Source organism: Streptomyces odontotermitis, from assembly GCF_050510915.1.
In the GTDB taxonomy this organism is placed as follows: Bacteria; Actinomycetota; Actinomycetes; order Streptomycetales; family Streptomycetaceae; genus Streptomyces.
Genome location: NZ_JBNJLS010000010.1, coordinates 81,029 through 98,898, shown reverse-complemented (window position 1 = coordinate 98,898; position 17,870 = coordinate 81,029). Strand labels below are relative to the sequence as shown.

General features: G+C 68.7%; 17 protein-coding genes. 8 read left to right on the top strand and 9 right to left on the bottom strand.

The window, feature by feature from the left end; translation table 11 throughout:
* The first annotated feature begins 115 nt into the window (after positions 1–115).
* From ACQB60_RS26295 to ACQB60_RS26275, 5 genes are read left to right on the top strand one after another with little or no spacing between them, the layout of a single operon-like run.
* Positions 116–418, top strand: a complete 303-nt coding sequence (locus ACQB60_RS26295; protein ID WP_496928596.1) for a DUF6317 family protein — start codon at positions 116–118, stop codon at positions 416–418.
* Positions 415–1,791: a putative T7SS-secreted protein gene (locus ACQB60_RS26290; protein WP_496928595.1), complete on the top strand. Its 1,377-nt coding sequence runs from the start codon at positions 415–417 to the stop codon at positions 1,789–1,791. The genes ACQB60_RS26295 and ACQB60_RS26290 overlap by 4 nt, the downstream gene beginning before the upstream one ends.
* Before the next feature lie 18 nt (positions 1,792–1,809).
* Complete coding sequence (locus tag ACQB60_RS26285; protein WP_496928594.1) at positions 1,810–2,214, top strand: hypothetical protein; 405 nt, start codon at positions 1,810–1,812, stop codon at positions 2,212–2,214.
* Positions 2,207–2,941 carry a hypothetical protein gene (locus ACQB60_RS26280; protein WP_496928593.1) on the top strand — a complete coding sequence of 245 codons (735 nt, stop codon included), beginning with the start codon at positions 2,207–2,209 and terminating at the stop codon, positions 2,939–2,941. The genes ACQB60_RS26285 and ACQB60_RS26280 overlap by 8 nt, the downstream gene beginning before the upstream one ends.
* A complete protein-coding gene (locus tag ACQB60_RS26275; RefSeq protein WP_496928592.1) occupies positions 2,938–3,534 on the top strand; it encodes a hypothetical protein in 597 nt (198 codons plus the stop codon). The genes ACQB60_RS26280 and ACQB60_RS26275 overlap by 4 nt, the downstream gene beginning before the upstream one ends.
* A gap of 70 nt (positions 3,535–3,604) precedes the next feature.
* Here the strand turns inward: ACQB60_RS26275 and ACQB60_RS26270 are convergent, their stop codons facing one another.
* The 7 genes from ACQB60_RS26270 to ACQB60_RS26240 all read right to left on the bottom strand — a co-directional run bounded on the left by ACQB60_RS26270 (position 3,605) and on the right by ACQB60_RS26240 (position 8,322).
* Positions 3,605–4,090 carry a hypothetical protein gene (locus ACQB60_RS26270; protein ID WP_496928591.1) on the bottom strand — a complete coding sequence of 162 codons (486 nt, stop codon included), beginning with the start codon at positions 4,088–4,090 and terminating at the stop codon, positions 3,605–3,607.
* Between the two features lie 99 nt (positions 4,091–4,189).
* The gene (locus ACQB60_RS26265) at positions 4,190–4,705 is read right to left on the bottom strand and encodes a hypothetical protein (RefSeq protein ID WP_496928590.1); all 516 of its coding nucleotides are present in this window, start codon (positions 4,703–4,705) and stop codon (positions 4,190–4,192) included.
* Positions 4,706–4,738: 33 nt separating this feature from the next.
* Complete coding sequence (locus tag ACQB60_RS26260; protein ID WP_496928589.1) at positions 4,739–5,356, bottom strand: hypothetical protein; 618 nt, start codon at positions 5,354–5,356, stop codon at positions 4,739–4,741.
* Between the two features lie 10 nt (positions 5,357–5,366).
* Positions 5,367–6,026, bottom strand: coding sequence for a hypothetical protein (locus ACQB60_RS26255; protein ID WP_496928588.1), 660 nt, complete (start codon positions 6,024–6,026; stop codon positions 5,367–5,369).
* Between the two features lie 12 nt (positions 6,027–6,038).
* Positions 6,039–7,553, bottom strand: coding sequence for a hypothetical protein (locus tag ACQB60_RS26250; protein ID WP_496928587.1), 1,515 nt, complete (start codon positions 7,551–7,553; stop codon positions 6,039–6,041).
* Between the two features lie 3 nt (positions 7,554–7,556).
* Positions 7,557–7,919, bottom strand: a complete 363-nt coding sequence (locus tag ACQB60_RS26245) for a hypothetical protein (protein ID WP_496928586.1) — start codon at positions 7,917–7,919, stop codon at positions 7,557–7,559.
* Positions 7,920–8,019: 100 nt separating this feature from the next.
* Positions 8,020–8,322: a WXG100 family type VII secretion target gene (locus ACQB60_RS26240; RefSeq protein ID WP_384829590.1), complete on the bottom strand. Its 303-nt coding sequence runs from the start codon at positions 8,320–8,322 to the stop codon at positions 8,020–8,022.
* Positions 8,323–8,649: 327 nt separating this feature from the next.
* On the opposite strand from ACQB60_RS26240, the gene ACQB60_RS26235 reads away from it, so the two are divergent.
* Complete coding sequence (locus ACQB60_RS26235) at positions 8,650–13,410, top strand: FtsK/SpoIIIE domain-containing protein (protein ID WP_496928585.1); 4,761 nt, start codon at positions 8,650–8,652, stop codon at positions 13,408–13,410.
* 64 nt (positions 13,411–13,474) lie between these two features.
* Here the strand turns inward: ACQB60_RS26235 and ACQB60_RS26230 are convergent, their stop codons facing one another.
* Positions 13,475–15,226 (bottom strand): serine/threonine-protein kinase, encoded by a 1,752-nt coding sequence (locus ACQB60_RS26230; RefSeq protein WP_496928584.1) that lies wholly within the window; start codon positions 15,224–15,226, stop codon positions 13,475–13,477.
* A 141-nt stretch (positions 15,227–15,367) separates the two neighbouring features.
* Between ACQB60_RS26230 and ACQB60_RS26225 the strand changes: the two genes are divergently transcribed.
* Positions 15,368–16,393: an alpha/beta hydrolase gene (locus ACQB60_RS26225; protein ID WP_496928583.1), complete on the top strand. Its 1,026-nt coding sequence runs from the start codon at positions 15,368–15,370 to the stop codon at positions 16,391–16,393.
* 10 nt (positions 16,394–16,403) lie between these two features.
* Here the strand turns inward: ACQB60_RS26225 and ACQB60_RS26220 are convergent, their stop codons facing one another.
* A complete protein-coding gene (locus tag ACQB60_RS26220) occupies positions 16,404–17,312 on the bottom strand; it encodes a menaquinone biosynthetic enzyme MqnA/MqnD family protein (protein ID WP_496928582.1) in 909 nt (302 codons plus the stop codon).
* A gap of 288 nt (positions 17,313–17,600) precedes the next feature.
* On the opposite strand from ACQB60_RS26220, the gene ACQB60_RS26215 reads away from it, so the two are divergent.
* On the top strand, positions 17,601–17,804 hold the full coding sequence (locus ACQB60_RS26215) for a cold-shock protein (RefSeq protein WP_003998944.1): 204 nt from the start codon (positions 17,601–17,603) through the stop codon (positions 17,802–17,804).
* The last annotated feature ends 66 nt before the right edge of the window (positions 17,805–17,870 follow it).

The window sequence follows — 17,870 nt, the reverse complement described above, 5'->3', positions numbered from 1 at the left end:
GTTCGCCCTGGCCAAATCGGCTCCCCCGCCATTACGGTCATCCACTTGACTGTTCCATTGCCTGGGCATTGCCCGGGCATGCCCTCGCACGCCCTGTTCCGAGAGGCCACCACGCATGGCGAATGACGCCGACCTCAAAGTCAACGTCGACCTGCTCGTGAACTCGGAGTCACGGCTCAAGAGCCTCCGGCGGGAGTTCAGGAACCTGGGCAACCGCAACGAGGACATGCACCCGTACTGGGGAAGCGGCGAAATCACCGACGCCATGGACGAGTTCGTGGACAACTGGGACGACTACCGGGGCAAGATGCTCGAAAGCATCGACACGGTGGGCAAGTTGGTCAAATCCACCATCGACGGTTTCGAAGGACTCGACGCCGACCTCGCCAAGGGGCTGCGGGAGGGCAAGAAGAAGTGACCGCTTCCTCCAAGCACCGCCCCCGCGACTGGCACCCGATCGCCGAGTCCGACCCGGTCCCCGGCGACCCCGAGGAGATTCGCGCCGAGGTCAAGCACATGGTGGGCGTCGCCTCGTCCCTGCGCGAACAGGCCCGCCTGCTGCGGGGCATCGACGACGACAACGAACTGAAGGGCAAGTACGCGAACTCCCTGCGCGAGGAGTCCGGCGTGCTGGAGAAGCACCTGCGCGAGGTCGCCGGCCGCTACGAGCGCGTCCACGGACACCTCACCAACTGGGCGGACGACCTGGAGGACTTCCAGTCCCGCGCCGACAAGGTGCTCACGGAGGCCAGGCAGCGGCAGGACGAGGTCGAGGCCGAGAAGAAGAAGCAGGAGAACGACGCCAAGCACGGCTCGGGCGACGGTGACAAGGGGAAGGGGAAGGGGGACAAGGGCAGCGGGGACAAGGAGTCCGGGTCCTCCGGCGGCGACTCCGACGCCGACCCCCTGCGCGAGTTCCGCGACCGGCTCGAGACGATCAAGGGCGAGCGCGACGACCGCGCCCGCCACCACGCCGGCAAGATCCGCGACCAGCTCGACGACGTCATCGAGGACAGCTGGTGGGACAACGTCAAGGGCTGGATCCACGAGAACGTGGAGGCCATCAAACTCGTCCTGGACGTCCTCGGCTGGGTGGCGACGATCGCCGGCATCCTCGCCCTGTTCATCCCCGGCCTCAACCTCCTGGTCATCGCGCTCTCCGTCGCCGTAGCCCTGACCAGACTCGTGATGTTCGCGGCCGGTGAGGCGAGCCTCGCCGAGGTCCTCGTCGACTGCATCGGCCTCGTCACCATGGGCGTGGGCGTGCGGATGCTGTCGAAGCTGAAGGTCGCCGACAAGGTGCTCAAGGGCGCGTCGAAGGCTCAGCGCCTGAGCCGCCTCAAGTCCGCGGTGCGCGCGAACAAGGCGGCGCGCGAGGAGATGGCCCGCGTCATCGCGACGACCGGCGACGACGGCCTGCGCTCCTTCGCCCGGCAGTCGATGAACCGCATGCGCCGGGAGATTCTCGACAACGCGGGCCGCGTCTCCGACGAGGCACCGGTCCGCCTCAACCGCCTGGAGCGGATGGGCCTCGGCGACAGCGACGCGCGCGCGGCGGTCGAGAACATCCGCAGGAACGCCGGCACCTTCCCCGAGTCCGGGGCGCAGGTCATCGGCAAGTCGGAGAACTACTACAAGGTCGCCGTCGGCGCGGCCGCCACCGGCACGGCGGCCGACGTCACCGACAAGGCGCTCGGCGAAAGCCCTACGCTTCCCGACAAACCCTTCTACGCGCCTTACGAAGACGGCAAGGGCGAACTCTGGAAACTGCCCGCAGACACCCACTGGTAGAGACTGATAGAGAACGCGATGACTTCAGACGCACCCGACCGCGACCGGACCTCCACCGGCCCGCCCGGCCGCCTCGGCGGCGGACACATCGCCCTGGCACGGCTCTGCCTCATCGTGGGCCTCGGCTCGATCGTCCTGGTGGCCGTGGCCGCCCGGCTCGACGACCCGGCGAAGGACATCGCGTACTGGATCCAGCGCGGCATCGTCTCGGCCGCGGTCCTGACGCTCCTGTGGCTGTTCACGAAGCACCCGCGCCACTCCGAACGCCCCGCCGAGCTGACGCTCCCGCTCGGCGTCTCGGCGACCCTCGCCCTCGCGGCCCTGGCGACGGGCTTCTGGCCGGGAGCCGTAGCGGCGCTGGTCACCCCGCTGCTCGTGGCGGGCTCCTGGCTCGCGGCGAAGCGAGGCGACGGACGTGGCTGAGGGAACGGCCGAGGAAGCGGCCGAGGTAACGGCCGAGGTAACGGCTACGAGAACAGCCACGGCGGACGCAAAATCCCCCACCGGCTACAACCTCGTGCCGCCGCCCGGCTGGGACAGCATCCCGCTCCAGGACGGCTCGGCGGCCAACGACACCATTCTGCGGATCGTCGACCGCGCGGTCCGTGAACTGCCGCAGGACCTCCCCCGCGACGACGTGAGCAAGGCCCGCCTGGAGCTCTTCAAGCGCCTCAAGCAGGCCGCGGGCCAGGCGGCCAAGGGCCACGGCCTGACGCTCTACCTGCCGGTGGAGCGCATCCACGGCACGTACGTCCCGGCGTCCTTCGTCGTCTCCGAGGCGCTCGCGGGGCCGGGCATCGACGCCCCCGCCGACGAGGTCATGCGCCTCGTCACCGCCGGTCGCGGCGAGTCCGAGTCGGTGGAGGTCGACGGCGCCCAGGGCACCCGTATCGACAGGATCGTGCCGCCGCCGAAGGACGCGGAGTTCGCGTACGCGTCGCGCCGGGTCGAATACGTGATCCCGGTGCCGGGCGCGCCCACCCCCCGCTGGCTGACCGTCGCCTTCAGCACGATCGGCGGCGGCCACCCGGACGGGGAGCTCTCCGATGTGCTGGTCGACGTGTTCGACGCGGTGATGACGACGTTCCGCTGGAGCTACGGCACAAACGACGCGCCCGCCGCCCCCAGCCATCGGAGCAGCAACGCATGATCTTCTACGAGACGGAGGCCGACCCCGAGGAGTGGTTCCCGCTCCCCCTCCATTGGAAGGCCGCGGACGTGCAGCGGATCGAGGAGTGGGCGAGGACCTGCGCCGAGATCATGTACCGCCGCCACAAGGGCTGGTGGAAGCGCCCCGACCGCAAGGCCCTCACATCCCGCTTCCGCCTCCTCCAGGAGGCGCACCCGCACCCGGGCATCCCCGCGGACCAGGTGTTCCTGTACGGCGGCGACCCGCGCCGTGTCCCGCAGCCCGTGTACGCGCTCTCGGTGACCCCCGACGGCGAGGACCGCGAAGCGGGCCTGCGCACACTGGTCCAGGCCGACGAGAAGCACCCCGTCCGCCCACCCGACGTCACCCCCTTCACCTTCACCCGCGCGGGCGCGAAGGGCCTCCGCTGCCTGCGCTACTTCGGCGACGGCGACCAGCTCTGCGTCTCGGTCAACTACGCGTGGTGGTCCGAGGAACACCAGGTCTACGCGTCCCTGCGCACGGTGAGCGGCGACCTCGGCTGGCTCTTCGCACACGACGACGTGTTCGACGAGTTCGCGCAGGGGGCCTGGCTGAAGACGGCTCCGACCTGACGCACCCCAATCCCCCTGCCCCTGCAACCTTGAGCTCCCCTACCCTCTCGCCCCCTCGCCCCCTCGATCGTCACCCACGGTCTGCGCGCGCAGCCGCCGCCCGGCTCTTCCCCTTCCCCTTCTTCCGCAACTTCCGCATGCGCGCCCGCCGTTCAGCGGCGGCGCGCTCGGATGACGCCGCACTCCTCCGGTAGAGGATCCACCCCACCACACCCACCGTGAGCAGATACATGAGGAACGCGCTGCCGCTCCCCGGGATGTAGGTACAACCCGGCTTGTACGAGCGGCAGTTCTTGCCGGGCAGCGCGGCCAGGACGTAGAGCCCCGCGCCGATGGCCACCCACCAGCACGCCAGCGCACTGGCCCAGGTGACCCGGCCCCTGCCCCCGGTCCGATCCGAGGCGACCGCACTCAGCCACAGCCCGGCCACCACCCCTCCCAAGGTGACAAGCCCGCAGACCGCCCCGAACGTCCACCCACCCCCGGGCCACTCCAGCACCACCGGCGCGGTACGCCGCACCATCCACTTCCAGCCGCCCAGGGCCAGCACGGTCACGGAACCAAAGGCCAACACCAGGGCAAGCGCACCCACCACGGCAGCAACCGGGCCCCCGAGGCTCCGCCATCGGTCTGTCATTCCGCCCATCACCGGCCATCACCGGCCATCAGCATGCGCATCATCAGCAGTCACCTGCAGTGAAGGCATCATCTCGTCCACCATCCGGGTCAGTTCGCCGGAGTCAGAAGCAGTGCCCCAGCGGCCTGTCACAACTACTGCGTCATCATTGATGGTTGGGCAAACCGCGTAACGTATGAACTCCACAAGCCGACCACCGAAGCCCAGAACACCCTTCGTCTTCACTGTCGCTTGCACGCGGACCGCCGGGCCGGCGGGAAGCTCCAGGTAGCTCACTTCGGGCTCAGAGACGACCTGGGCGTCCTTCCATTCCAGGAGAAGAGGCTGAAGCTCTTCGGGCGTAGGCCGCACCCCTTCCTCCCCATACACCTTGACGTCCAGAGTGGCCGCTTCCACGCCCGAGTCGGCATAGAAGGCGCCCTTCAGGACGACGGCGTCCCCCTCGGCGAGTGCCGAAGCCGTCAGGCTCACCCAGCCGGGCAGAAAGTCCAGCGAGTACGTAAAAGCACACTCGTCACGGTGTGGCTCAGTCATGGGCGATCCGCTCCCCTGCATGCTCGCTCACCGTCATTCCCAGTAGAGCGTCCCCGCCACTACGTCGAACAGCTCCACCATCTTGTCCGCCAAGGGATCGATCGGGGTGGAGAAGTTCATGAGCAGCCAGGAGGTGGTGGCGGGAATGGGGACGTAGTAGGCGAGCTTCGTGGTCGGGAGCGTGTTGCCCAACTGCCGTTCGGGGTCTGGTTCTTCCCTCGTTCTCTGGCGGACGGCTTCGCCCGCGGCTTCCAATTCCACGACGCCGATCTCACTGCCGGACCCGTTTCGGCCGTCCAGCACAGTCACATGCTCGGCGAGAGCGGCCACGTCCAGGTCCTCCGGCCAGGTGCCGGGCGGTGGCATGCTGATCAACAGGGACGAGGCCAGCGGAATCGGCCCGACGGTCAGCGTCGACAGGTAGAGCTCCATGCCGCCCGCCTGATACGACTCTCTCGCCTTCCGCTGCAGTTCCCGCATGAACTGTTCCTTGGCCCGTGGAGCGTTGTCCACACCGCGGAACTGGCGCTCGGCCAGGGCAATGATGGAACGGTCCCGGTCGTCGGGATCGAGCGCGAGCTGGAACCAGCCGTCGGGAACGATGACGTTGTAGTTCGATGGCGGGGAGGTGAATTCGCTTGCCTTTTTCATCAGTTCCCCATCAATTCGCCTGACTGCCAGAGATCTCGTTTCCTCCGGCGTCGACATAGACGAGTGACATGGTCGCCACCAGTTCGTCAGCCAGCTGTGTGAGCTCGTCGGAGTTCGCAGTACTGTCCCAGTTGAAGGTGACCACGCTGATTGTGTTGAAGCCCTGCGGAAATATGGCGTACTTGATGAACTCGCCGAGCTGGCTGCCCAGGCCGAGGCGCCGCTTGGTCTTCACCACTCCCTGGACGCGCACTGCGGCACAGTCGGCCAGATCCATATATGCGACATCCGGTTCCCCGACGACCACGGCGTTCGACCAACTCAGGAGGAGCGGTGTCACCTCTGCGGGCTCCGGCTGGGGCACCCCTTCATCGCCGTACGAGTCGAGCATCATGTCCGCCAGCCTGACGCCTCCACGCGTGTAGTAGGACGCGGCCAGATTCGGTTCGTCGTTGTTCAAGTACAGCGCACGGCTGACCATGTCGTCGACCAACTTGCGGGAACTGACCGTCAGTTCGAGATCATTGAATTCGTTGGCGGCCCGAGCGGCGACGGCGAGGGCTTCGGACTCGTCCCGTTCGTCAAGCGTCAGATCCACCCAGCCGTCCTGGAATTCGAAACGACACTTGTAGTCTTCGGCCGTCGGCGGGCGACTGGATGGCATGTTCACTCTGAATCCTCTTTAGTCGAGGAGGGGATTGAGGTTGCTGTCGATGGCAAGGCCACCAAGGGTAACTCCAGAGCCAACGAGCGACACTCCTGTGGCCGTGCGCGAGATCCTGTTGATGCTTATTGAATCACCCAGTCCCTGGGTAGCGAACTTAATGTCCTTGAGATGCGATGCAACCCCCGGATCGGCCATGGAGAAAGATCTGCCCGCCCCTAGAACCGCATTCCCTTCACCTCGCATGGTCACTGCTCGCCACGCATCGCGATAGTTTCCACTACCGGGCTTGAGAGTTCGCAGACTATCCTTCCAAGCCGCACCGGAGAACGGCTCCGTAAAAGGTTCCCTTACCGAAGACCAGCCGTCCCCCTTCTGCAGCTTGAACTTCTCCATCTTTCCCGCTACAGACTCTTTGAACGACCCCCAGGGCCTCGACTTCAGGACCTTGAATTCCTTTCCAGCAGTCTTGTTCAGGCCCTTGAGCGCACGCTGGGACTGCTTGGCGGTGCGCGCAATCCCTGCTTTACCCAGCTTCCCCAAGGCGCCTTTCGCATATCGCCCGGCAACCTTGGAGAACGCCTTCCCGACTCCCATCATCATGAACCCGAGCGCCGAGAACCCGAGATCCATCAGGCTCGCGTCCCCTCGCATGAACTGAATCAGCGTGGTGACCGTACTGATCAGCGTCGCAAGCATCGCCAAGGACCCCAGAACTCCGGCCAATGCCTGTCCGATGATGGGAATCCACCCGACCACGAGCGAGGCCACTCCCAGCCAGGTCGCGGCCTGGCCGAAGAACTCACCGATGCTGTCGACCCAGTCGTCGAACTTGTCCCAGAAGCCATCCTTCAGCGAGTCACTACTGATGACCGCACCGATCGCCTCACGCGCCCGCCTCGCCGCCTCGTCACGGATCCGCTTGGCCTCGCCGATCTTCTCCCGGGCCGCCTCGATCTCGTCCCCGGCCGCGTCCCGCTGGTCCTCGATCTTCTTGCGCTCGGCCTTCTGGTCGCCCTCGTCCCCGGCACCCTTGCCGGCGCCCTTGCCGGCGCCCTTGCCGTCGCCCGTGCCGCCGCTCCTGCCCTCGCCCTTTCCGCGCAGGCCGTCCAGGCTCCGCTGCGCCGCCCCCTTGCGGTCGTCCGCGTCCTGCGCTTCCTTGCGTGCCGCGTCCGCGATCTCCTGCGCGCGGTGCAGGTCGGTCGCGTAATTCGTGGGCTTGGCGTGCAGTTTGTCCTGGTAGGTGCCGCCGATCTCGTCCACCCGTGTGCCGATGGCATCGGCCGCCGTGTCGTAGCGCTTGAAGGCGGCCTCGAGCTTCTTGACGTTGCCGTCGGCCTTCTCGCGGAACTCCTTGCCCGCCTTGCTGTCCCAGGCGTCGACATCGGCGACCGCCTTGAGGTTGCGGATCTGGCGGCCCAGTTCGTCGGCGGTCTTGCGCAGCTGTCTGCCCAGGGACGCCATCTGGTCGGGGTCGCCGGGAACGGGGTCGGTGTCCGCGACCGGGTGCCAGTCGCGCGGTCGTCCTGCCACGGGCTACGTGCCTCCCTCGGCCTGCGGGGACGCCTTGGGTGCCTTGGGTGCCTTGGGCCCCACGGGGTCCTGCGCGCCCCTGATCGCCTCGGCGAGTTGGTGATCGATGTCCTCGTACGCCTTGCCCGCCGCCTTGGCGATCTGGGCCAGGGAGTCGACCTCCGCCGTCAGCTCCTTGCGCTTGTGCTCCCAGTTCTTGGCGAAATCCTCGAACTTGTCCGCGAGGTCGCCGTCCCCGAAGTCGTCGCCGTACTTGCCGCTGAGCTTGTCCAGGCCCTCGAACGCCTTCTTGATGTTGCTGAGCCCGGTGCCCATGCCCTTGATCACCTCAAGGTCGAGCCTGGTGTGATCGCCCTCATCGCCCATGCGGTCCTCACAGTGGTGGCACAGAAAAAAGCAGAGTGCGGCAGGGCATGCATCGCACCCCACCGCACTCCGAAAAGCAAACCGCGACAGAACCCAAGGGCTACTTGCCCTTGACGCCCCGAGCCAGCTCGTCATCCAGGTCCTCGTACGCCTTCGCGGCGTTCGTCAGGAACTTGCCCATGCCCTCGAGGCCCTCGATGGTCTCCTTGGCGCCCTTCTTGAACTCCTTGAAGGAGTCCTCGAACGCCTGCGAACCCTTGCGGGTCGTGTAGCCGTTCTTGACCAGGCCCTCGATGAAGCGCTCCAGAGCGTCGAGCTTCTCGTCGATCTTGTCCTTGGCGTCGGTCAGCTTGCCCGCCGCGTTCCGCATTTCCTCGTATGTGATATCTGCGTCTTTGGCCATGAGGCTTCACATCCAATCCAACTCGCCGCAGGGCCATCCCCCTTGGCTCCCCTTCGCGGATGCGATCGATCGTGCGATCGTCCGCTCTTGAGCCAGCAGCTTACGGGTGGGGCCGTTGGGATCACACCCCGGTTGAGTTACAGGACTGCTATGACCCGGACGGCACCCGTGCACAAGTCAGCACACAAGAGGTCCATGAGGTCCCCCACAGCCCGTTGCCTCTGGGAAGGGGGGAGCAGATATCGTCACAGGGATTGGCCGGGGTGGTTGACTCGGCCGGCTTGGCTGAGGCTGTGGTGAGCCCTCGGGGCTCTGGGGAGGACGATCGTGCGCCTGACTCTGACCGTCGTCGATCCGCTCGGCGGCGCCCACGCCGACGTGGTGCTCGACGCCGATCCTGAGTCCTCCGTGGGGGACATCGCCAAGGAGCTCGCCTCCCAGGTGGGATACGGGGGCGGCGACGCCCAGATCATTCCGCTCGGCGGGCACCAGCACCAGCAGCAGGGAGCCGGTGGGGGCGCGCCCGTCGTGTACGTCGACGGGTATCCCGTCGATCCCTCCGCGACCATCGGGACCTCCGCCCTGCGCGAGGGCGCCATCGTCAGCCTGCACGATCCCGCCGGCTGTCTGACCGGGGAGCCCACGGGCCTCGTCGAGCTGCGCATCGCGGGCGGCCCCGCGGCCGGGGCCGTGCACCGGCTCGGGATCGGGCGCTACGACATCGGCAGCGGCCCGGCCTCGTACATCCGTATCGACGATCCGGAAATGCCCGCCCGCGCGCTCACTCTGGCCGTCGCCACCGACGGAACCTGCCAAGTCCATGTGCATACGGACAAGAAGGACGCCACCCTCGACGGGAAATCCTTCGCCGACCTCGAAGAAGAAGAGAAGAAGAGCAAGAACAAGGGCGCGGATGACGAGAGCGGCAATGGCCGCAAGCGGCGCAAGAAGCGGAAGAAGAGGGACATTGAAGAAGGCGCCAGCGGGAGTCGTGCGAGTGGCGCCGCTCCGGCCGTTCCCAAGCGCAAAAAGGATGAATGGCCTCTCGGCGCCCAAGTCGCCGTAGGAAATACCCTCCTCGAACTCGACCGTTACTCGCCGCCCAACGCCGCCCTCAAGTGGTCCGAGGACGGCGGCGGGCTCGACTACAACCGGCCGCCGCGGCTGCGGCCGCCGGACCGGCAGACGAAGTTCCGGCTGCCCTCGCCGCCCCGTGACTACGAGGCCCGGCCGCTGCCCTGGCTGATGGCGATCACGCCGGTCGTCGGCGCCGTCGTGTCCGTGGCGATCACCCAGCGCTACTACTACCTCTTCATGGCCGCGCTGAGCCCGATCATCCTCTTCGGCAACTACTTCATGGACAAGAAGCACGGGCGCAAGTCCCATGCCAAGCAGAAGAAGGAGTACGAGGAGCACAAGGCGCGCATCGAGAAGGACGCCCAGGAGGCACTTGTTGCCGAGCGGGTTGCCAAGCGGCAGGCCATTCTTGATCCGGCCGGGATCCTGTCCCTGAGCACCGGGCCTCGTACGCGGTTGTGGGAGCGGCGGCGGACCGACGCCGACCATCTGCTGCTGCGCGTCGGCACCGGGCGGCTCGACTCCGAGGTCGTGCTCGACGACCCGGAGCAGGACGAGCACAAGCGTCAGGTGACGTGGAAGATCGAGGACGCGCCCGTCGCGCTTTCCCTGCGGGATCTGGGAGTTGTCGGCATCGCCGGGCCCGGGGACTCCGCGCAGTCGCTCGGGCGGTGGGCCGTCGCGCAGACGTCCGTGCTGCACAGCCCGCTCGACGTACAGTTCTATGTGCTGACCGAGAACAGCGGGCAGCAGAGCTGGGACTGGATGCGGTGGCTGCCGCACGCGCGGCCCGCCGGGTCCCAGGACGTCAACATCCTCATCGGGACCGACGCCGAGACCGTCGGCGCGCGCATCGGTGAGCTCACCCAGCTCCTCGACGCGCGGCAGAAGGCCGCGAAGGAGAGCGGGCAGCGGGAGAAGGCGTCCTTCGGGGACCCCGACATCGTGGTCATCTGGGACGGGTCGCGGCGGCTGCGGTCGATGCCCGGTGTGGTGCGGCTCCTCAAGGAGGGCCCGGCCGTCTCCATGTACGCGCTCTGCCTCGACTCCGAGGAGCGGTTCCTGCCCGGCGAGTGCCAGGCCATCGTCGTCGCCGAGCCGCGCCCCGAGGAGATCGCCCTGCCCGGGCGGCCCCCCGTACCCGCGTCGCCGCCCGCCGGCGCCCCCGTGCCGCCCAACGCTCCCGGTGGCTTCCCCTCCTTCCAGGCGTGGCACACCGCCGAGCCCGACGACCACGCCGCCGGGGACGAGAAGCCCCTCGAACTGCGGCTGCGCGTCGAGCAGACCGGGACCGCCCGGATCCGCAAGGTCCGGCCCGATTTCGTCTCTCCTGCTTGGTGCGGACGCCTCGCGCGTGCGCTCTCTCCGCTGCGGGACATCAGTGGGGAGACAGAGGACTCCGCCCTCCCGGGGTCGTCCCGGCTGCTCGACGTCCTCCAGCTGGAGCCGCCGACCGGTGACGCGATCACCGCGCGCTGGCGCATGGGCGGGCAGTCGACGATGGCTGTCATCGGTGAGTCGTACGACGGGCCCTTCGGTATTGATATGCGGCGGGACGGGCCGCACGGACTCATCGCCGGTACCACCGGTTCCGGTAAGTCCGAGCTCCTGCAGACCATCGTGGCCGCGCTCGCCGTCGCCAATACGCCCGAGAACATGACCTTCGTCCTCGTCGACTACAAGGGTGGCTCGGCGTTCAAGGACTGTGTGAAGCTGCCGCACACCGTCGGCATGGTCACCGACCTCGACGCCCACCTCGTCGAGCGCGCCCTGGAGTCGCTCGGCGCCGAGCTGAAGCGGCGCGAGCACATCCTGGCCGCCGCCGACGCCAAGGACATCGAGGACTACCAGGATCTGGTGCGGCGGGATCCCTCGCACGCGCCCGTGCCCCGACTCCTCATCGTCATCGACGAGTTCGCGTCCATGGTGCGTGACCTGCCCGACTTCGTGACGGGGCTCGTGAACATCGCTCAGCGTGGTCGTTCGCTCGGCATCCACCTGATGCTGGCCACGCAGCGGCCCTCCGGTGTCGTGTCGCCCGAGATCCGCGCCAACACCAACCTCCGCATCGCCCTGCGCGTGACGGACGGCGCCGAGTCCAGCGACGTCATCGACGACCCGGCGGCCGGCCACATCGCCAAGAGCACGCCCGGACGCGCGTACGTGCGACTCGGGCACGCCTCCCTCGTCCCCTTCCAGTCGGGGCGGGTCGGTGGCCGCCGTCCCGGGCAGACCGACCCGGCCGTCCTCGCCCCCTGGGCGGGCTCCCTCGACTGGGCCGACCTGGGCCGCGCCGCCCTGGTCAAGCCCAAGGCCGAGGCCCGCGAGGAAGAGGAGATCACCGACCTGAAGGTGCTCGTCGACGCGGTCAACGACGCCAACCGCGCCATGGGCATCCCGCCCCAGCACAGCCCCTGGCTGCCCGCGCTCTCCGAGACGCTGCAACTCGACGAGATCGACGCGCTGCCCGTACCGGCGAAGGCCGGTGCGCTCGCACCCGCCCCGTTCGGCCTGGAGGACATCCCCGCGGACCAGGCGCGGCGCGCGGTCGCCGTCGACTTCGCGTCGTTCGGGCACCTGCTCATCGGTGGTGCCCCGCGCTCCGGCCGCTCCCAGGTGCTCCGCACCATCGCGGGCTCCCTGGCGCGCACGCACTCCAGCGCCGACGTCCACATGTACGGCATCGACTGCGGCAACGGCGCGCTCAACGCCTTCACGCGCCTGCCGCACTGCGGCGCCGTCGTCAGCCGCAACCAGACGGAGCGCGCGGTCCGCGTCATCACCCGCCTCAAGGACGAACTGACGCGCCGCCAGGACCTGTTGGCCGACAAGGGCTTCGCCGACATCGGCGAGCAGCGCTCCTCGGTCGGCGAGGAGGAGCGGCTCCCGCACATCGTGATCTTCCTCGACCGCTGGGAGGGCTGGCTGCCCACGCTCGGCGAGTACGACCACGGCGAGCTGACCGACACCCTGCAGGCGATGATGCGCGAGGGCGCGAGCGTCGGCATCCACCTGATCATCACGGGTGACCGGCAGGTCCTCATCGGGCGCATGGCCTCGCTCACCGAGGACAAGTACGGCCTGCGGCTGGCCGACCGCTCCGACTTCTCGATGCTCGGCATCAACGCCCGCAAGGTCCCCGAGGAGATCCCGCCGGGCCGCGGCTTCAAGAACGAGCACGGTACGGAGACGCAGTTCGCCCTGCTCGCCGAGGACGCCTCGGGTCAGGGCCAGGCCGCCGCGCTCACCGCGATCGGCGAGGCCGCGGCCGCGCGGGACGCCGATGTGCCGCGCGCCCGCCGCCCGTTCCGGGTGGACGTGCTGCCGAGCCGGATCTCCTTCGCGGACGCCTGGGAGATGCGGGACCCGGAGGTCGCCGCATCCAAGCTGTGGAGCCTGGTCGGCATCGGCGGCGACGACATCATGGGCTTCGGCCCCGACCTCGCGCAGGGCGTGCCCACGTTCGTGGTGGCGGGCCCGGCCAAGTCGGGCCGCAGCACCACGCTGATGAACATCGCCCGTTCGTATCTGACGCAGGGCGTACGGATCGTCGTCGCCGCCCCGCGCCCCTCGCCGCTGCGCGAACTGGACGGCCAGGACGGCGTGTTGAAGGTCTTCACGGGCGACGACATCGAGAGCGACGAGTTCAAGGAGGTCGTCGAGTCGGCGACGCCCGAGGAGCCCATCGTCTGGATCATCGACGACGGCGAGGTGCTCGAGGACTGCGACGCCGAGCGGGAGTTCAAGCGGCTCGTGCAGCGCGGCACCGAGCGGGGCCTCGCCCTGGTGCTCGGCGGCGACGAGGAGGAGGTGTGCGGCGGCTTCTCCGGCTGGCAGGTCGAGGCGAAGAAGGGCCGCCGGGGCATCCTGCTGTCCCCGCAGGACTCGTCGAGCGGCGAACTCATCGGCGCCCGCACCACGCGCAGCATGGTCGGCGGCCCGATCGCCCCGGGCAAGGGCATGCTGCACCTGGGCAACGGCGAGGTCGTCACGGTCACCACGCCGATGTAGGGCGGCTTGCCTACGGCCGCGGCGCCCGCTACGGCCGCGGCGCCCGCTACTGCCGCGGGGCTCGCTACTGCCGGGACAGCGTGGCCCGGGGGTCTCCCGCCCCCGGGTCCTCGGACGTGTAGCGGAGCTGCGTGCCCTGCTTGCCGCCGTGGTCCACCGGGCGCAGATACACGGTGTGTTCGGACTGCGAGCACTGCCCCCCGTTCCCCTCCTTGCCCTTGCCCGTCGCGACGAGTTCCTTCTTCGTGACGGACTTGAGGGTCAGGACGTCCTCGCAGGTGTTGCCGATCGGGTCGTCCTGGAGGACGGTGCCGACGCGCTCGCCGGGGGCGGCGTCCTTCAGGGTCACGGTGAAGGTGCCCAACGGGATGACGGTGGCGCCGTGCTTGGCGGTGGCCTCGCCCTTCCAACTGCCTTCGTACGCCGCGGGGATGCCCTGCGCGTCACCGGAACCGTCACCGGCACCGTCGCCGTCGCCGGATCCGCTGGAGTCGGCCGTGGGCTGCGCCGTCGGCCGGCCGCCCGCCTCCTTGTGCCCGTCGCCGTCACCGCTGCCGGGCAGCAGGTTGAACACGAACACCGAGCCCACCGTCACCGCAGCCAGCGCCCCCGCGACCGCCAGGGCGACCGTGCAACTCACCCTGCGGCCGCGCCCGTTCGGCCCCTCGGGGACGGACGTCGCGGCCACCGAGACGGAGAGCTTGCCGGGGGGTGGGGCGTCCTGCGGGGACGAGGCATCCTGAGGGGACGGGGCCTCGGCCGGGGCCTCAGGAGGCACAGTCACAGCCGGGGTTACGGAGGGAGGGGCGCCGTACGAAGCGTCCGGAGGCCCGAACACCCCCTCCACGGAAGGGGAGTTGAAGGCGACGAGACCCGACTGGACCCCCTCCGGCGGCGCCGCATCCTGCGCGCCCCCCGCCCCCGTATCCATGTCCAGCAACCGCACCGCGCTCCGGCTCACCCGCTCCACCACCGCCCCCGGCAGCCACCCGGCCGCCACGAGCCGTTCGGCGCCCTCGGGGGCGAGGCGCTCGGCGAGCTCCTGAGGGGTGGGCCGGGCGCCCGGCTCCTTCGCGAGGCAGGCGGCGGCGACCGACCGCAACTCCCCCTCCAGCCCGCCCAGTTCGGGCTCCTCGTGGACCACCTTGTAGAGGAGGGCCGCCGAGGAGTCGCCGGGGAAGGGGGACTCCCCCGTCGCCCCGTACGCGAGGACCGCGCCCAGCGAGAAGACGTCGGACGCGCCCGTGACGCCCTTGCCGAGGATCTGCTCGGGGGCCATGTAGCCGGGTGAGCCGATGGAGACGCCGGTGGACGTGAGCGAGGCCGTGCCGTCCGTGGCGCGGGCGATGCCGAAGTCGATGAGGCGGGGGCCGTCCAGGGTGAGCAGCACGTTCGACGGCTTCACGTCGCGGTGCACCAGGCCGAGGCCGTGGACGTGGGAGAGGGCCTCCGCGAGGCCCGCGCCGAGGACCCGTACGGAATGGGCGGGCAGCGGGCCGAGGTCGCGGACCGCCTCCGCGAGGGAGGGGCCGGCCGCGTAGCCGGTGGCGACCCAGGGCACGGAGGCGTCCGGGTCGGCGTCCAGGACCGGGGCCGTCCAGTCGCCGCCGACGCGGCGGGCCGCGGCGACCTCGCGCCGGAAGCGGGCGCGGAACTCCTCGTCGAGCGCGAAGTGCGGGTGGACGATCTTGACGGCGACGGTGCGGCCGCCGGAGCTGCGCCCCAGATAGACCCGGCCCATGCCGCCCGAGCCGAGCCGGCCGAGGAGTCGGTAGGGACCGATCACGGTCGGTTCACCGGATTCGAGCGGGTGCATGACGAAGGCCCTCCCCCAGGCGTGGTCTGCCGAACTGCCGACCGTCCTCCACGGATCAGCGTAGACCGGGAACGGTCCGGCCCGTTTGCCCCTCTTCATGGGAGTAATCGCCCAAACAACCACTTACCTAGCGAGATCACAATGAATCGTCGTCGACTGACCACGGTCACGGTCGCCGCCGTGGCCACCTCCGCGCTGGCCCTCTCCGCCTGCTCCAGCGACAAGGGCGACCCGGTCAGCTTCGACAACCCGAAGCAGGGCCAGGAGAAGGGGCAGGGCCACGCCCCGAGCGGCTCCGCGCAGGCCCGGAAGACCCGCCTGCCCACCGGCCCGAAGTCCGCCTTCACCACCGAGAGCACCCTCGACGACGGCACCAAGATCGGCGTCACGACCCTGAAGGGGAAGAAGTCCGGGTTCACCGGGAAGGTCTGGGTCTGGGCGCCGAAGCAGTACTTCGACCCGAAGTACGCGAACAGCGGCTTTCCTGTACTGATAGCCCTGCCCGGCGGCCCCGGCTACCCCAATAACTATTGGATGGGCACGGACCTGAAGCTGGAGAGCAGCATCGCGAAGTGGTCCAAGGAGGGAAAGAGCCTGCCGTTCATTGTCGTGATGCCGGTGCTCAACCCGGACGACAAGTTCTATTACGACGGCAGCGACATTCCGGGGCAGAAGAAAATGGGCACCTGGATGACCGACGACGTCCCGGATTTCGTGAAGGCGAATTTCCGTACGTTCAAGTCAAGGGACGGATGGGCCTTCATGGGGTCCTCTTCCGGGGGATTCGTGGGCCTGAAGTCCGTGCTGAAGTACCCGGACCGCTTCAAGGCCGTCATCGCCAGCGGCCCCGACACGGTGCCGGACTCCCCCCTGTGGCGCGGCCACGAGGCGGAGCGCCAGGCCAACAACCCGGAGAAGCTGGCGAAGGCCCTCGCCGACCGCAAGGGCCCCGAGGTGGACATCGCCTTCCAGATCGGCACGGCGGAGTCCGGCCAGGCGAACCTGCGCTCCTTCATGAAGAAGTACGGCAAGGGCCCGGTCAAGACGCGGCTCAACGTGATCCCGGGCGGCGGCCACAACGCCAGGAGCTACGTCCCCGCCATGGCCAACGGCCCCATCCAGTGGATCAGCAAGCACATGCAGGCCCCGATCCCCGACAACGGCTAGGGCCTGACGCCTAGGGCCTGTCCGGGAGCAGCTCCACCCGTACGTCCGCCGGGAAGCCCGTCGTCGCGCCGACCCGGCGGGCGAACTCGGCGACGCCCGCGAGCTGCGGCCCGCCGAAGCGGAAGTCGAGCGTCGTGAAGTACTGCTCCAGGACGCCCGCGTCGAAGGTCTCCCAGCGCGCCGCCTGCTCGGAGACCTTCGTGACCTCGTCCAGGGAGAGGTCGCGGGAGGCCAGGAACGCCTGGTGGACCTCGTGCACCATCTGGGGCTCGCGCTCCAGGTAGTCGCGGCGCGCGGCCCAGACCGCGAAGACGAACGGCAGGCCCGTCCAGTCCTTCCACATCTGCCCGAGGTCGTAGACGTCGAGGCCGAGGCGCGGGCCGTCGTGCAGATTGGCCCGCAGCGCCGCGTCCCCGATGAGCACGGCCGCGTCGGCCTCCTGCATCATCAGGCCCAGGTCGGGCGGGCAGGTGTAGTAGTCGGGCCGGACCCCGTAGCGCTCGGCGAGCAGCAGCTGGGCCAGGCGCACGGAGGTGCGCGAGGTCGAGCCGAGCGCGACCCGGGCGCGGTCGAGCTGGTCGAGCGGGACCTGCGAGACGATCACGCAGGACATGACCGGGCCGTCGCAGCCGACCGCGAGGTCGGGGAAGGCGACGAGCTCGTCGGCGTTCCTGAGGAACTCCACGAGGGTGACGGGCGCGATGTCGAGCTCGCCGCGCACCAGCTGTTCGCTGAGCTTCTCCGGGGTGTCCTTCGAGAGCTCCAGGTCCAGGAGCGCCCCGGTGCGGGCGAGCCCCCAGTACAGCGGGAGGCAGTTCAGGAACTGGATGTGACCGACGCGCGGCCGGGTGCTGCGGCGGGGGCCGACGGACGCGATGGCGTCCGAGTCGGCAACGGTGTCCACAGGAGAATTGTCCACATCGTGGAGGCTAGCCCCCATGCGGTACGGTCCTTGCGACCGGGGCCCCCGACCGCCCCGTCAACCCCGTAGAGGGCCTCATCAAACCTCCGAGTGACGTGATCTTGCCCCCTATTGCTTTCGGGTGCCTGCGTGCTAAGCTCGCCACAAGTTGCAGTTTGGTTTCCCTTGCAGTACAGAGCCTGCGGAGCATGTGACCCGCGGGCTCTCGTCGTTTTCAGACTTATGCAGTTGTTTAAACAATCGCAGGTTCTGGAGCAGGGCAACCCTTTGGCCCAAGGAGGGCTTATGGCTACCGGAACCGTGAAGTGGTTCAACGCTGAAAAGGGCTTTGGCTTCATTGCCCAGGAAGGCGGCGGCCCGGACGTCTTCGTCCACTACTCCGCGATCAACGCTAGCGGCTTCCGCTCCCTCGAGGAGAACCAGGCCGTGAGCTTCGACGTCACGCAGGGCCCGAAGGGTCCGCAGGCGGAGAACGTCACCCCTGTCTGAGCCTTCGAGTCCCTGACTCGCAAGCTCGGCACAGTGCCGTGATGCGGAACTGAGAGAAGTACCCAA